General features: G+C 60.8%; 14 protein-coding genes and 1 pseudogene. 14 read left to right on the top strand and 1 reads right to left on the bottom strand.

The window, feature by feature from the left end; all coding sequences use genetic code 11:
• Positions 1 to 11 precede the first annotated feature (11 nt).
• Genes M1D87_RS14900 through M1D87_RS14845 form a run of 12 tightly spaced genes read left to right on the top strand, consistent with a single transcriptional unit; the run spans position 12 to position 9105 of the window.
• The gene (locus M1D87_RS14900; protein ID WP_232880520.1) at positions 12 to 1817 is read left to right on the top strand and encodes a GspE/PulE family protein; all 1806 of its coding nucleotides are present in this window, start codon (positions 12 to 14) and stop codon (positions 1815 to 1817) included.
• A complete protein-coding gene (locus M1D87_RS14895; protein WP_085720393.1) occupies positions 1801 to 2592 on the top strand; it encodes a hypothetical protein in 792 nt (263 codons plus the stop codon). Before M1D87_RS14900 ends, M1D87_RS14895 begins: the two co-directional genes overlap by 17 nt.
• A gap of 1 nt (position 2593) precedes the next feature.
• Positions 2594 to 3136 (top strand): PilN domain-containing protein, encoded by a 543-nt coding sequence (locus tag M1D87_RS14890; protein WP_085720392.1) that lies wholly within the window; start codon positions 2594 to 2596, stop codon positions 3134 to 3136.
• Positions 3123 to 3686: a GspMb/PilO family protein gene (locus tag M1D87_RS14885; protein WP_015270592.1), complete on the top strand. Its 564-nt coding sequence runs from the start codon at positions 3123 to 3125 to the stop codon at positions 3684 to 3686. The genes M1D87_RS14890 and M1D87_RS14885 overlap by 14 nt, the downstream gene beginning before the upstream one ends.
• The gene (locus tag M1D87_RS14880) at positions 3686 to 4195 is read left to right on the top strand and encodes a hypothetical protein (RefSeq protein ID WP_123085063.1); all 510 of its coding nucleotides are present in this window, start codon (positions 3686 to 3688) and stop codon (positions 4193 to 4195) included. Before M1D87_RS14885 ends, M1D87_RS14880 begins: the two co-directional genes overlap by 1 nt.
• Positions 4192 to 6057 carry a secretin N-terminal domain-containing protein gene (locus M1D87_RS14875; protein WP_015270590.1) on the top strand — a complete coding sequence of 622 codons (1866 nt, stop codon included), beginning with the start codon at positions 4192 to 4194 and terminating at the stop codon, positions 6055 to 6057. The genes M1D87_RS14880 and M1D87_RS14875 overlap by 4 nt, the downstream gene beginning before the upstream one ends.
• Positions 6054 to 6533 (top strand): type II secretion system protein, encoded by a 480-nt coding sequence (locus M1D87_RS14870; protein WP_013972858.1) that lies wholly within the window; start codon positions 6054 to 6056, stop codon positions 6531 to 6533. The genes M1D87_RS14875 and M1D87_RS14870 overlap by 4 nt, the downstream gene beginning before the upstream one ends.
• Positions 6534 to 6538: 5 nt before the next feature.
• The gene (locus tag M1D87_RS14865) at positions 6539 to 6913 is read left to right on the top strand and encodes a type II secretion system protein (RefSeq protein ID WP_024087221.1); all 375 of its coding nucleotides are present in this window, start codon (positions 6539 to 6541) and stop codon (positions 6911 to 6913) included.
• Positions 6888 to 7415 carry a type II secretion system protein gene (locus M1D87_RS14860; RefSeq protein WP_013972856.1) on the top strand — a complete coding sequence of 176 codons (528 nt, stop codon included), beginning with the start codon at positions 6888 to 6890 and terminating at the stop codon, positions 7413 to 7415. Before M1D87_RS14865 ends, M1D87_RS14860 begins: the two co-directional genes overlap by 26 nt.
• Positions 7412 to 7813, top strand: coding sequence for a curli production assembly/transport protein CsgE (csgE, locus tag M1D87_RS14855; protein ID WP_013972855.1), 402 nt, complete (start codon positions 7412 to 7414; stop codon positions 7811 to 7813). The genes M1D87_RS14860 and csgE overlap by 4 nt, the downstream gene beginning before the upstream one ends.
• On the top strand, positions 7810 to 8223 hold the full coding sequence (locus M1D87_RS14850; RefSeq protein WP_013972854.1) for a curli assembly protein CsgF: 414 nt from the start codon (positions 7810 to 7812) through the stop codon (positions 8221 to 8223). Before csgE ends, M1D87_RS14850 begins: the two co-directional genes overlap by 4 nt.
• Before the next feature lie 33 nt (positions 8224 to 8256).
• On the top strand, positions 8257 to 9105 hold the full coding sequence (locus tag M1D87_RS14845; RefSeq protein ID WP_038409719.1) for a CsgG/HfaB family protein: 849 nt from the start codon (positions 8257 to 8259) through the stop codon (positions 9103 to 9105).
• Between the two features lie 167 nt (positions 9106 to 9272).
• Here M1D87_RS14845 and M1D87_RS14840 read toward each other — a convergent pair whose 3' ends face one another.
• Positions 9273 to 11603 (bottom strand): nSTAND3 domain-containing NTPase, encoded by a 2331-nt coding sequence (locus tag M1D87_RS14840; RefSeq protein ID WP_409280508.1) that lies wholly within the window; start codon positions 11601 to 11603, stop codon positions 9273 to 9275.
• 710 nt (positions 11604 to 12313) lie between these two features.
• On the opposite strand from M1D87_RS14840, the pseudogene M1D87_RS14835 reads away from it, so the two are divergent.
• Together M1D87_RS14835 and M1D87_RS14830 are read left to right on the top strand one after the other, a co-directional pair.
• Positions 12314 to 12543: pseudogene (locus M1D87_RS14835) on the top strand (hypothetical protein).
• A gap of 645 nt (positions 12544 to 13188) precedes the next feature.
• Positions 13189 to 13425: a hypothetical protein gene (locus M1D87_RS14830; RefSeq protein WP_015270586.1), complete on the top strand. Its 237-nt coding sequence runs from the start codon at positions 13189 to 13191 to the stop codon at positions 13423 to 13425.
• Positions 13426 to 13961: the final 536 nt, after the last annotated feature.

Raw genomic sequence — 13961 nt, 5'->3', positions numbered from 1 at the left:
AGTCGCAGGCCATGCCAGAAGCATTCGATGCAACCCAGGACGCTCTACCGCCTGCACCGGCCTCTTCGCGGGTAAACCCGCTCCCACAGGGGCACCGCAATTCTGAAGAAATCGGCAATCCCGTGGGAGCGGGTTTACCCGCGAAAGGGCCGGCACAGGTAAAAGCATATTCTGCCTACCCCCGCGACCTACTGGCCCAGGCCCGCCTGCAAACCAGCGACGAACGCCTGCTCACCCGCCTGGAACAGCTGGCCTGCGACACCCCCGACACCTTCACCCAGCGCCTGGGCCTGACCCTGCATTACCCGGTGCTGGACAGCCACACCCTGCTGGCCAGCACCCCACGCTTCGACAAGGTCAGCCTGGCGATGTGCCTGAAGCGTGAATTCGTCCTGATCGAGCAGGGTGGCCAACTGCTGGGCGTGTTCGCCGACCCCTTCGACCACGCCCGCCTGGCCTGGATCGACGATGTGCTGCAAGGCGCACCGCTGTACCTGGCCCACGCCGCGGACCTCGCCACTTTCCTGGCCCGCCACGAAGAAAGCTTCCACGCCGTGGACGCCCTTGACCACGACGCCGAAACCAGCAGCGAAAGCGACCCGCTGCAGCGCCTGTCGCTGGCCAGCATCAGCGAAGACCAGAGCCGCGTGGTCAAGCTGGTCAACTCCACGCTGTACGACGCCCTCAAGCTGCACGCCAGCGACATCCACCTGGGCATGACCGGCCAGGGCCTGACCATCAAGTATCGCATCGACGGTGTGCTCAATGGCGCCGGCAAGGCCAGCGGCAGCGCCTTCGCCGACCAGGTGATCTCGCGCATCAAGGTGATGGCCGAGCTGGACATCGGCGAAAAACGCGTGCCCCAGGACGGCCGTTTCAAGGTTGCCGTGGGCGACCGGCAAATCGACTTCCGGGTATCGATCATGCCCAGCATCTTCGGCGAAGACGCCGTGCTGCGGGTGCTCGACAAGCAGGACCTGTCCGACCGGGTCAGCGGCGTGCAGCTGCAGGCCCTGGGCTTTGCCGAGGAAACCCTGCGCGCCCTGCGCCGCCTGGCCGCCGAACCCTACGGCATGATCCTGGTCACCGGCCCCACCGGCAGCGGCAAGACCACCACCCTGTACGCCATGATCAGCGAGATCAACCACGGCGTGGACAAGATCATCACCATCGAGGACCCGGTCGAATACCAGCTGCCTGGCGTGTTGCAGATCCCGGTCAACGAGAAGAAGGGCCTGACCTTCGCCCGCGGCCTGCGCTCGATCCTGCGCCACGACCCGGACAAGATCCTGGTCGGTGAAATCCGCGATCCGGACACCGCGCAAATCGCCGTGCAGTCGGCGCTCACCGGCCACCTGGTGTTCACCACCATCCACGCCAACAACGTGTTCGATGTGATCGGCCGTTTCAGCCAGATGCAGGTCGACCCCTACAGCTTCGTCTCCGCGCTCAATGCGGTGCTGGCCCAGCGCCTGATCCGCCTGGCCTGCCCGCACTGCGCCACGCCGTGCGAAGTCGACGACGACACCCTGTACGGCGCGGGCCTGACCCGCGAGGGCGTGGCCGGCTGGAAGTTCGTCCGCGCCCAGGGCTGCGGCCAGTGCCGTGGCAGTGGCTACCGCGGCCGCAGCGCCATCGCCGAACTGCTGCACCTGGACGACGACCTGCGGCAGATGATCGTCGAGCGTCGCCCTCTGTCGCAAATCAAGAACCTCGCCTGCCAGCGTGGCCTGCGCCTGCTGCGGGCCTCGGCCCTGGACCTGGTCCGGGATGGCCGTACCACACTCGAGGAGATCAACCGTGTCACATTCATCTGATCGTGGCGCTTACAGATACAGTGCCGTACTCGGTGCCGAAGGTGTGGGCCTGGGTAGCTGGCACGCCAATCACCACCAATGGCTGGGCAGCCGCGACTTTACCTGCGATGCCGCCCAACCGGCCTGGGAGGCCGCCGTCGACGCCCTGGCCATGCTGCTGGCCGAGCATGCCGTGCGCGGTGCCCAGTTGCGGGTACTGCTGTCGGCCCGGTACAGCCGCTTCTGCCTGGTGCCCTGGAGTGATGCCATCAGCCACCCGCGCGAGCTGGACGCCTACGCCCGGGCCTGTTTCGAAAACCTCTACGGGCAGCCGCTGGACGACTGGCGCATCGTGCTGTCGCCCGAGCCGGCCGGTGCCGCGCGCATCGCCACGGCGTTGCCCGAAGCCCTGCTGCAGCGGCTGCAGGCGCTGGGCCGGGAAAGCCACCTGAGCCTGCGCTCGGTACAGCCGTACCTGATGGCCGCTTACAACCGCTGCTCGGCGCAGCTGGGGCAGGGCGACTTCCTGTTCGTCCTGGCCGAACCGCGCCGCAGCGTGCTGCTGCTGGCTGCCGGCGGGGCCTGGCAGCAAGTGCTGACGCAAGGTTGTGCCGACAGTGACCAGGCCCTGCAAGCACTGATCGAGCGCACCTGCGAGCTGTACGGCGAGCACCTGCCACGGGTCTACCTGCATGCCCCGGGTCGGGGTGACGTGCCGCAACTGGCGGCGGTGCAGCTGTGCCAGCCAGCCAGCGATGCCGACCCACTGTGCGCCATGTGGCGGGCGGTGGCCTGACATGCGCCGCCTCGACCTGGAATTCCAGCCCCGGCGCAGCAGCCCGTTGGCCTGGTCGCTGCTGGCCGTGGCGAGCGCCACCGTTGCCGGCCTGGTGCTGCTGCAACAAAGCTTGCAGGCCGAGCAGGTCGTACGGGAGGCCAGCGTGCACAGCCTGGAGCAGCAACTGGGCCGTCGCCCGGCCACTGTCGCGCCGCTGAGCAGCGCCGCCAGCCGCGAACAGGCCGAGCGCCTGGCGCAGATGCAAAGCGTCTCGCAGCAGCTGCAACGGCCCTGGCAGCAGCTGTTCGCCATGCTCGAAGCGCAGCCCCAGGACGACGTGGCGCTGCTCAGCCTGGCCCCCGACGCGCGCAAAGGCCAGCTGCGCATCACCGCCGAGGCGCGCAACCTGGAAGCGATGCTGCAGTACCACCAGCGCCTGGAGGCCAGTGCCGAGCTCAGCGATGTGTCGTTGCTCAACCACGAAGTGCTGGCCGCGCAGCCCGAACACCCGGTGCGCTTCACCCTCACCGCTACCTGGGAGACCGGCCATGCGCGCCCGTGAATCGCTGAACAGCCTGATCCTCCAGGAGCGCCTGCGTCGCGTCGGCCCGGTCGGCCTGGCTGCGGCTGCGGTGGGCCTGCTGGCCGTGGGCGTGCTATGTGCCGGGGTGTTGCCGCAATGGCAGAACCTGCGCGAACTGCGCGCCACCGAAGCGGACGCCAGCGTGCAGGTCGAGCGGGTCAGGCGTGGCGAGCTGAAGATTGCCATCAAACCCGAGCAGCAGGCCCTCGACAGCCTGCGCCAGCAACTGCCGGGGCAGCCCCGGGCCAGTGAGCTGATCGAGCGCCTGTACCACCTGGCCAGCGCCGAGCATATCAGCCTGGCGCGTGGCGAATATGCCCTGGGCATCGACCCCAAGACGCAACTGGCGCGCTACCAGATCGTGCTGCCGGTACGCGGCAGCTACCCGCAGATTCGCGGTTTCCTCAAGGGCCTGCTCAAGCAGTTGCCGACCCTGGTGCTGGAAGACCTGGAGCTGCAACGCAAACGCATTGGCGACAGCGAGCTCAACGCCCGCCTGCGCATGACCCTTTACCTGTCGAGGTCATGATGAACACACAACGTGCTGTCATCTGGGTTGGCTTCCTCGGCGTGAGTGCGGCGCTAGCCTGGGCACCGGGTCATTGGTTCGGCGAGGAAGACAGTGTTGCCCCCTTCGCGGGCGCGCCCGCTCCCACAAAATCGGCGGTATCCACGGTCCCTGTGGGAGCGGGTTTACCCGCGAAAGGGCCGGAACAAGCCTCCAGGGATCTCTTCCCAACCCAGCAATGGACCAAACCCCAGGCCCTGGCCACCGTCACCGAACAACCCGTGGTCACCGCACCCGCCGTAGCCGCAGCCCCGACTGCACCGGCCCTGCCATTCCAGTTCATTGGCCGCATCGGCGACCGCGACGACCTGCAGATCTTCCTGCAGAGCGGCGAAAAACTCTACGTCGTGCGCCAGGGCGACGTGATCGAAGACACCTACCGCCTCGAGCGGGTATCGGCCAGCGAGCTGCACCTGGTCTACCTGCCTTTGCATCAGTCGCAGACTTTGTCTGTAGGGAGCGCACCATGAAGTCGTCAAAGCTGTGCAAACCGGCTCCATTCCTGCTTGTGGCGCTGTGCGTGGCCATTGCCGGCTGCGGCTCCAGTGCGGTACGCAAGGACAGCGAACAGCTGATGAAGGAGGGCCAGTACGAAGCCGGCATCGCCAGCCTGGAAGAAGCCCTGCGCGAAGACCCACGTGACACCGAGCTGAACATCGCCCTGGCCCACAGCCGCCAGGCCGCGGTCGAGGCGCTGCTGACCCAGGCCGACGCCGACCGCATCCGCCACGACTTCGCCAGCGCCCGCATGGGCTATGGCCGGGTGCTGACCCTGGAGCCGAACAACCGCCGCGCCCAGGAAGGCATCCGCCAGCTGGAGCTGATCCGCACCCTCGACGAGCGCGTGGCGCTGGGCCAGGCGGCGCTGCGCCAGGGCGACCTGTTCGGTGCCGAGCGCTACATGCGCGAAGTGCTACGCCTGGACCCGCAGAACCAGAAGGGCATTGCCCTGCGCAGCGACATCGAGAACGTGCAGGCGCGCACCGCGCAACCGTTCCCGCAGCTGCGCAGCAAGCTGGAGCGGCCGGTGACCCTGGAGTTTCGCGATGCCAACCTGAAGACCATCTTCGAGGTGCTGTCCCAGGTTGCCGGCATCAACTTCATCTTCGACAAGGACATGCGCCCGGACATGAAGGCCACCATCTTCGTGCGCGAATTGCGCATCGAGGACGCCGTGGCGCTGCTGCTGGAGCAGAACCAGCTGCGGCAGAAGATCGTCAACGAAAACACCCTGATGATCTACCCCGACTCGCCGCAGAAGACCAAGGACTACCAGGAACTGGTCATGCGCACTTTCTACCTGACCAGCATCGACTCCAACACCGCGCTGAACATGGTCAAGACCATGCTCAAGACCCGCGACGTGTTCGTCGATGAACGCCTCAACACCCTGACCATGCGCGACACCCCCGATGCCGTGCGCATGGCCGAAAAGCTGCTGCAGTCGCAGGACCAGTCCAACCCCGAGGTGGTGCTGGAAGTGGAGGTGATGGAAGTGGCCACTTCGCGCATCCTCGACCTCGGCTTGCAATGGCCCAACACCTTCGGCGTGCTGAGCTCCGACGGCCAGCCGGTGAGCGTGCTCGACCAGCTCAAGGGCATCGACTCCAGCCGCATCAGCATCGCGCCGGCACCGCAGGCCAAGATCAACGCCCAGGACAAGGACATCAACACCCTGGCCAGCCCGGTGATCCGCGTCAGCAACCGCGAGCAGGCGCGCATCCACATCGGCCAGCGGGTACCGATCATCAGCGCCACTTCGGTGCCGTCCACCCAGGGCCCGGTGATCACCGAAAGCGTCACCTATCTGGACGTGGGCCTGAAGCTTGAGGTGCAGCCCACCGTGCACCTGAACAACGAAGTGGCGATCAAGGTAGCCCTGGAGGTGAGCAACGCCACCCCGCTGGAAGCCACCCGCCAGGGCACCATTCCGGTCCAGGTCGACACCCGCAACGCCCAGACCACCCTGCGCCTGCACGATGGCGAAACCCAGGTGCTGGCCGGCCTGGTGCGCAACGACCACAACGCCAGCGGCAACAAGATCCCTGGGCTTGGCGACATCCCTGGCCTGGGCCGGCTGTTCGGCAGCAACAAGGACGACATGAGCAAGTCGGAGCTGGTGCTGGCGATCACCCCGCGCATCGTGCGCAACCTGCCGTACCAGAGCCCGTCGGACATGGAGTTCGCCACCGGCACCGAGTCGGCCATGCAGGTGCGGCAGATGGCGCCGTTGCCGCCAGCGGATGTGCCTGGCAATGCCCCGGCCACCGATGCCCCGGTGGTGGAAAGCCAGATGGCGATCGCCCCACCCAAAGGGAGCCCGCGGCCATGATCGCGCAGCGCCGCATGCAGGGCTTCAGCCTGATCGAGGTGGTGCTGACCCTGGCACTGCTCGGGCTGCTTGCCAGCATGGCCGCGCCGCTGACCGAAACCGTGGTGCGCCGCGGCAAGGAACAGCAGCTGCGCGAGGCGCTGTACCAGATTCGCGACGCCATCGACGCCTACAAGCGCGCGTTCGATGCCGGCTACATCGAGAAGCGCCTGGACGCCAGTGGCTACCCGCCGAACCTGCAGGTGCTGGTCGACGGGGTGCGCGATGTGCGCAGTGCCAAGGGCGCCAAGTTCTACTTCCTGCGGCGCATCCCGCACGACCCGCTGGTGGCGGCCAAGGGTGAGGACGAAGGCGGGTGGGGGCTACGCGCCTATAACAGCAGCCCCGACAACCCGCGCGAAGGCGAAGACGTGTTCGACGTGTATTCCAAGGCCCGCGGCAAAGGCCTGAACAACATCCCCTACGGGCAATGGTGACAGCCATGAAACGCAGCAAAGGCTTCACCCTGATCGAGCTGCTGGTGGTGCTGGCGATCATCGCCACGCTGATGACCATTGCCATGCCGCGCTACTTCAACAGCCTGGAAAGCTCCCGCGAAGCCACCCTGCGCCAGAGCCTGGCGGTGCTACGCGAGGCGCTGGACCACTACTACGGCGACACCGGCCACTACCCGGACTCGCTGGAGCAGTTGGTGGAGCAGCGTTACCTGCGCAACACCCCGATAGACCCGATCACCGAGCGCAGCGATGCCTGGCAGCTGGTGCCACCGCCTGAAGGCGTGGCCGGTGGCGTGGCCGATATCAAGAGCGGTGCCACAGGGAGGGCGCGCGATGGCAGCCTGTTCGCGGAATGGTAAGGCCGACGCCGGCTTCACCTACCTGGGCGTGTTGCTGCTGATTGCGGTCAGCAGCGTGGCCCTGGCCGCCACCGGCACGCTCTGGGCCAGTGCTGCCCAGCGTGACCGCGAACGCCAGCTGTTGTGGGTAGGCAGCCAGTATGCCCAGGCCCTGCGCAGCTACTACCGCGCCTCGCCGGGGCTGGCCCAGTATCCGCAGGAACTGGCCGACCTGCTGCAGGACAACCGCTTCCCGCAGGCCAGGCGGCACATTCGCCGGCTGTACCCAGACCCCATCACCAACAGTGACGATTGGGGCCTGCTGCGCTCGATCGATGGCCGCATCACCGGCGTGCACAGCCGCTCGGACGCCACCCCGTTCAAGCGCAGTGGCTTCAGCGCCGAATGGAGCGGTTTCGACGGGCTGGAACATTACAGCGACTGGCAGTTCGTCGCCGAGCAGGCCTTTACCGAAAGTGCCGGTGGCGTGCAGACCCATGCCGGCCCGGGAGACACGCCATGAGCCGCCTGGCCGCGTTGTGCCTGGGCCTGCTGCTGGTGGCAGTGCTGGCCACCTCGGCCAGGGCCGGGGACGAGGACGAGATGCAAGGCTTCATCGTCGACAACACCATCTCGCACATCGGCCACGACTTTTACTACTACTTCGCCGACCGCCTGCGCGCCACCAGCCGGCTGGATTTCAACCTGGTGGTGCGCGAACGCCCGGATGCCCGCTGGGGCAGCCTGGTCACCGTGGAGTTCGAGCGTGAGGTGGTGTATCGCCGCTTCCTGCCGCCGAACACCACCGAGCTCAAGGACGAGGCCGTTGCAGCAGCCGACCTGGTCAAGCAGCAAATCATCCAACGCAAGTTGCAACGCCTGTTACAGGACACCACCGATCTGGAGAGGGACGAGCTATGAAGCACCACATACCCCGTTGCATCGCCGCCTGCCTGTTGGCCAGCGCGTGTGCCGCCCAGGCCACCGAGCTGGTGTACACCCCGGTCAACCCGGCCTTTGGCGGCAACCCGCTCAATGGCACCTGGTTGCTGAACAACGCGCAGGCGCAGAACGACTACGACGACCCCGACCTCAAGGACCGCTCCTCGGCCTTTGCCGGCACCACGGCCCTGGAGCGCTTCAGCAACCAGCTGGAGTCGCGGATGTTGTCGCAGTTGCTGGACAACATCAGTAACGGCAACACCGGCAGCATGGCGACCGATGCGTTTCTCATCGACGTCATCGACGATTCCGGGGCCTTGAGTATCAAGGTCACCGATCGTGCCACAGGAGAAATTTCGATCATTGAGGTCAGCGGCCTCAACCCCTGAGAGGGAAGGGCTGTTTGTCGGGGAGAGAACAACATGAAACGTCTGCTGAGCACGCTGCTGATCCTCACCGCACTAGGCCTGCACGGTTGCGGCCTGCGCGAACCGATGCCCGCCGAACAGGACTCGGAAACCCCGACCCTGACCCCACGTGCCTCGACCTACTATGACCTGATCAACATGCCCCGGCCCAAGGGCCGGTTGATGGCAGTGGTGTACGGCTTCCGTGACCAGACCGGGCAGTACAAGCCGACCCCGGCCAGCTCGTTCTCCACCAGCGTCACCCAGGGTGCGGCAAGCATGCTGATGGACGCCCTGAGTGCCAGTGGCTGGTTCGTGGTGCTGGAGCGTGAAGGCCTGCAGAACTTGCTGACCGAGCGCAAGATCATCCGTGCTTCGCAGAAAAAGCCCGATGTGCCGGAAAACATCATGGGTGAACTGCCGCCGCTGCAGGCTGCCAACCTGATGTTGGAGGGCGGCATCATCGCCTACGACACCAACGTGCGCAGCGGCGGCGAAGGTGCCCGCTACCTGGGGATAGACATCTCTCGCGAGTACCGCGTCGACCAGGTGACCGTGAACCTGCGCGCGGTGGACGTGCGCACCGGGCAGGTGCTGGCCAACGTGATGACCAGCAAGACCATCTATTCGGTTGGGCGCAGTGCGGGAGTGTTCAAGTTCATCGAGTTCAAGAAGCTGCTAGAGGCCGAGGTGGGGTACACCACCAACGAACCGGCGCAGCTGTGCGTGCTGTCGGCGATCGAGGCGGCGGTGGGGCACTTGCTGGCGCAGGGGATCGAACGGCGGCTGTGGCAGGTGGCGGGGGATGCGGGGGAAGGGCAGGCTACGGTGGACAAGTACCTGAGCCAGAATCAGCAGCCGTGATTGAGCTTGAGGGCCTCTTCGCGGGCTTGCCCGCGAGGAGGCCGTGCAGGTGACACATCATTTCACCACTGCTGATGCTCTGAGCGCGCATTGCGGCCCTTTGTGCCGGAGAGTACGCGGTGCGGCAGTCAAATGTTAAAACTTTAGTTGGCTAGGAAAGGTTCTTGTCAAACTAAGGAGTGGAGCAGCGTTTTATAGTAATGGTCTAAATCCATGTTAACTTCGTCCCCTTCATGTTGTGGTTTTTCGAGAGTTTTTGGCGTCTCTGTGTGTTCTGCTTTTACTGACCCATGACTCAGTGAAAGTGCGATTTTTTCGATTTCCACATGCGAAATTGCGTTAGAGATTGCTAGCATTTCAGAATAGGCAAAAGGGTATTCTGAACGATCGCTAAATATCGCTGTCCTGCCATGCTTTAAAGCGGCATTAACTAACGACGAAAGCGTGCTTTCGCTAATGGTTAATGATAGATGGGAAATGCATGTCGCGATACAGCTTACGGCGCGTAAGCTTGTGCACCAAGCGTTTATGTTGTTGGCAATTATGGAAATTGCTTCTGATAACGATTGGGTAATTTTTTTTTCGAGTACGCCGGGTATGGCGGTTAAGTTGTTAGAAAGCCACTGGACAAGCCGCTCAACTCCATAAGAGTCAAACTCTTTCAATGTGTGACCTCCCATTAACTCCAGCCAGCCTGTAGAAGTTGTTATTCTTTCGGCGGTCTGTGTTTCATTGGGTGGAGTGCGAAGCTTAATTAGTAGTTTCAAATAGCTGATAGTGCGGTCTGCAATGCAAATGGTATCGTGACTATTGTATAGTTGCCTATTGTCCTCTGTGGTTATGACTCTGCCGGTCTCAGTTCTCTCGATTTCGGGAAATCTGTCGAGAATGTCCACGATAAGCCGAGTCAGGTTTGAAGTGTGGTGGCGGGTGCTTGGTAAGTTAATGGAAAGATTTTCGAATTGTTTGAAGAATTTTATTGTTTTTGGCGTTAGTAGGTCTGGTGAGGCTTGGATAAGTCCGTTTATGTAATCTTCGATAGATGGGTTCTGAAATTTGACGATGACTTGAGGATCGTCGCCCTCCCATTTGGGTAACATGTTTGTCAGGGTGATAAAATTCGCCGAAAGCTCTTTGAGGGCCTTGTTGAGTTTAAGGTTGCTGTCGTATCGTTCGTGCTCAGGTTGGAGTTCGGTGATGATTTTTTTTAAGCAGCTGGTCGTGGTGGTTCCGCCAAAAGTCCAGGTGGTCAATAACACGAGTCTTGCTGTTGCAGAAATCTCATTTTCAAAAGGATGTTGCCAAATAGATACTGGGTTGGCGATTTCCTGTCGGATGTAATCTATAAATTCCGAATTACATAGTGAGTGGCTGTTGGCGTCTTTGCAAATGGTGGCAATGACACGAGGAATAAAATATTCTTGGTTAATTATTTCTGCGTATATCTTGCTTTCGATTAGATGTTTGATTTTTTCTTTAGGTAGATCGGAGAAAAACAGATGGTTATAAAGTATTTTTGCTCTGTGTAGCTTGGTGTAATCTCCAACCTCGATAGTGTGTCGGGTGATTTGATCTGCGTAGTCTTGGAAGTGGCGATGGTTGGACTTCGCGTCCTCTATAATGTAATCTCGGGAAGTCATTATGAAGCGCAGATGATCTGATCGCTTAGCGTGATCTAATAAGGTTAGTAGTTCGGCATCTTCGTTTTTACTAAATTTGAGTTCATTGTACCGCGTGGCGCCAAGGAAATCATCGTAATAAATAATTGCCTTGTTTTTTTCTTGGCTTTTAATTAGTCCAAATATTTCATGAATGCCGTTGGTGGCTACAATTGGTGTGAAACCTTCTTTGATGTAGCGGCAAAGTAATAAGTTTGCCAGCGTTGTTTTGCCAATGCCGGGGTTGCCAGTGATGATGCAACTGTGTGAATGTTCAAGCTTTCGGTAGCATTCATCGAAGGCGCTATGAATAACTAGTTTGGCAAAGCTTTGGCGTATTTTTTCGATGGTTATGTCTGTAATGCTTAAGATGTTGTGATTTAAAATTTTTTCAAGTACTGCGGTACTTGAAATCCATAATTTAATATGTTTTTTCTCAATGTCTTCGTTAAGCCTTAAGCGCGCGTTTATATCGTCAAGCCCCCAGATGTCACCTATATCTCTAATCCAGGGGTGCAAGTCCTTTTGTAGATTTTTCTTGTTTTGTGGTGATAGCTTTACAGAGGTTGCTAGTATGTATCTCGGAGGGCGTAGTTTGTCAAGATTGTTTCCCTTTTCTTTCTGCATGGCTTTCTTGAGTGCGGCAATCGCACTTGGTTCATAACGTTTGCATTGAATTATGACTTTTTCATGGCCGTTGCCGTCAGTGACAAGAAGATCAATTCCACCGTCTTTCCCGCTTTTAAATGACTGAGGTAGTACTTTAGTCTCCGCGTAATATAAGTCGCCGATTAATCTTTCGAAGTCTTCCGGTGAAAGTGTTTTGAAGTCGTAGTCCATTATGGTTTCTATTGTATGTTGGGCTTGTAAATTTGATGTCTGACGTATTCTTTTTTTAGGCCTAATCCCAGGCATTGGAGTGATCCAAGGTCATCACCCATAGTATGTACAAGTTGCAATGCGCTGTCACCGCCAAACGGCTCGAGACAGCTTAGTCAATGAGCCGGAGATGTCCCTTGCGCTGCGGCCACTGGGAAAGTCGAAAACGCACGATGGTCATCACCTCACTGAGCACAAGCCGATTCTATGGAAGATCGTTGTTGCTGCAGCGATGCTGTAAAACTGCCTATATGAGCCAGTCAGCAAGGTTCTCAGAGCCTACAGCTGCTGTGTTACAGCGTATGCCTTCGCTTGAAACGCTTCCCGGCAACGATAGTCTTTGCCCGCTGCTGTAGATCCAGCAGTCGGGTTTGGTCACCCACCATCATCAAGGCACACAAGCGCCCGCTCTGCAATACAGTTGGCGCTTTTTGTGCCCGGCTGTTTCGTTTTAAGGCGGCTGTGCATAGTGTGCCCTCCATGTAAGCCGGTTTCCTTGATTCCCGGTCTACCAATCTGGCGTATAGCCGTCCCCATCTCGTTTGGTAGCGATTTGTAGCGACTCTAGTGAATCAAGCAGCAATACAATGACAAAAGGTTTACCCGATCCTCCCGTACGCGCCACTACGACGCCCTCCAATTTCTCCATGTGCGAATGCAGCCATCCGCCGTTGTTTGCCGTGCGTTCGGGGGTACGAAGATGCGCTGGTGCATTTGTTCACGCTGCTCTAAGACGCGTTTGCGACCAATCTCAAGGCACTGGAGCTGGCCAAGGGGACCTGTCGTGATTTGTTGTTGAGCAATGACCACGAGCTGGATTCGGCCAGGGCAGTGGAGGATTTGCTTGATCGGGGTGGAGAGGCAGCAGCTGGTAGGGCGGAAGGCGGTGTCGGCTGTCTGACGGGCGCTTGGGCTTTCTTGGACTCAAGCGGCAGCCGTGATTGACCTTGAGGACCTCCGCGCGTGAACCCGCTCCCACAGGTTCAGCGTCAACTCGAAGCCCGCGCCGTCCCTGTGTGCGGGTTTACCCGCGATGGGCCGGTGCAAGCGACACAACATAGTGATCTCTGCTGATTCCCCGGGGCCGCTTTGCGGCCCTTGCGCGACACAAGGCCGCACACATGGATCGCGTTAGCCGGTGATGAGTGAGAGGCGCCAATGGAGGTGTTACTGCATGTTCCCTTCGCTTGAAACGCTTCCCCGACACCGGTAGTCTTTGCCCGCTGCTGTAAGTCCAGCAGTCGGGTTTGGTCACCCGCAATCATCAAGGCGCACAAGCGCCCGCTATGCGATACAGTTGGCGCTTTTTTGTGCCCGGCTGTTTCATTTTATGGCGGCTGTGCGTGGGGCGCCTCCGTGCGCGCCGGTTTCCTTGATTCCCGGTTGACCAACCCGCGTACAGTCGCCACCCATTCGTTTGGTCACGTTGTGTGGCGGCTCCAGTGAATCAAGGAGCGACACGATGACAAAAGGCTTACCCGATCCTCCCGTACGCGCCACCACGGCGTCCTCCAGTTTCTCCACGTGCGAATGCAGCCATCCACCGTTGTTTGCCGTGCGTTCGGGGGTGGACTACGAAGATGCGCTGGTGCATCTGTCCACGCTGCTCAAAGGCGCGTTTGCGACCAATCTCAAGGCACTGGAGCTGGCCAAGGGGACCTGTCGTGATCTGTTGTTGAGCAATGACCATGGGCTGGATTCGGCCAAGGCGGTGGTGGAGGCGTTGCTGGATGGGGTGGAGAGGCAGCAGCTGGTTGGGCGGAAGACGGTGCCGGGTGTCTGACGGGCGCTTGGGCTTTGTTGGACTCAAGCGGCAGCTGTGATTGACCTCGAGGGCCTCTTCGCGGGTGAACCCGCTCCCACAGGTTCAGCGCCACTCGAAGCCAGCGCAGTACCTGTGGGAGCGGGCGCGCCCGCGAAGCTGACGACGCGGTGGAAGGCACCGGCTTTGCCGGTGTTCGCGGGCATGCCCGCTCCCACAGGCTCAGCGCCAACTCGAAGCCCGCGCCGTCCCTGTAGGAGCGGGCGCGCCCGCGAAGCAGACGACGTGGTGGATGGCACCGGCTTTGCCGGTGTTCGCGGGCATGCCCGCTCCCACAAGTACCGCGTGATCTCAAGTGCGACGCCGTCCCTGTGGGAGCGGGTTTACCCGCGAATGGGCCGGTGCCGGGTGTCTGGCGGGCACCTGGGCTTTGTTGAAATCAAGCGGCAGCCGTGATCGACCTCTAGGAACCCGCTCCCACAAAGCTTGCGCAAGCTTGCAGATCTTGAGCAAGGCGGTGCTCCTGCGTGTACCTTTACGTAAACGTCACCATATGC

It is taken from the genome of Pseudomonas sp. SA233, assembly GCF_054792385.1.
This window is presented reverse-complemented; position numbering and strand designations above follow the sequence as displayed.

Coding starts and splice junctions, on each gene's coding strand:
- M1D87_RS14900 (WP_232880520.1), top strand. CDS start 12: ATGCCAGAAGCATTCGATGCAACCCAGGACGCTCTACCGCCTGCACCG.
- M1D87_RS14890 (WP_085720392.1), top strand. CDS start 2,594: ATGCGCCGCCTCGACCTGGAATTCCAGCCCCGGCGCAGCAGCCCGTTG.
- M1D87_RS14885 (WP_015270592.1), top strand. CDS start 3,123: ATGCGCGCCCGTGAATCGCTGAACAGCCTGATCCTCCAGGAGCGCCTG.
- M1D87_RS14880 (WP_123085063.1), top strand. CDS start 3,686: ATGAACACACAACGTGCTGTCATCTGGGTTGGCTTCCTCGGCGTGAGT.
- M1D87_RS14875 (WP_015270590.1), top strand. CDS start 4,192: ATGAAGTCGTCAAAGCTGTGCAAACCGGCTCCATTCCTGCTTGTGGCG.
- M1D87_RS14870 (WP_013972858.1), top strand. CDS start 6,054: ATGATCGCGCAGCGCCGCATGCAGGGCTTCAGCCTGATCGAGGTGGTG.
- M1D87_RS14865 (WP_024087221.1), top strand. CDS start 6,539: ATGAAACGCAGCAAAGGCTTCACCCTGATCGAGCTGCTGGTGGTGCTG.
- M1D87_RS14860 (WP_013972856.1), top strand. CDS start 6,888: ATGGCAGCCTGTTCGCGGAATGGTAAGGCCGACGCCGGCTTCACCTAC.
- csgE (WP_013972855.1), top strand. CDS start 7,412: ATGAGCCGCCTGGCCGCGTTGTGCCTGGGCCTGCTGCTGGTGGCAGTG.
- M1D87_RS14850 (WP_013972854.1), top strand. CDS start 7,810: ATGAAGCACCACATACCCCGTTGCATCGCCGCCTGCCTGTTGGCCAGC.
- M1D87_RS14845 (WP_038409719.1), top strand. CDS start 8,257: ATGAAACGTCTGCTGAGCACGCTGCTGATCCTCACCGCACTAGGCCTG.
- M1D87_RS14840 (WP_409280508.1), bottom strand. CDS start 11,603: ATGGACTACGACTTCAAAACACTTTCACCGGAAGACTTCGAAAGATTA.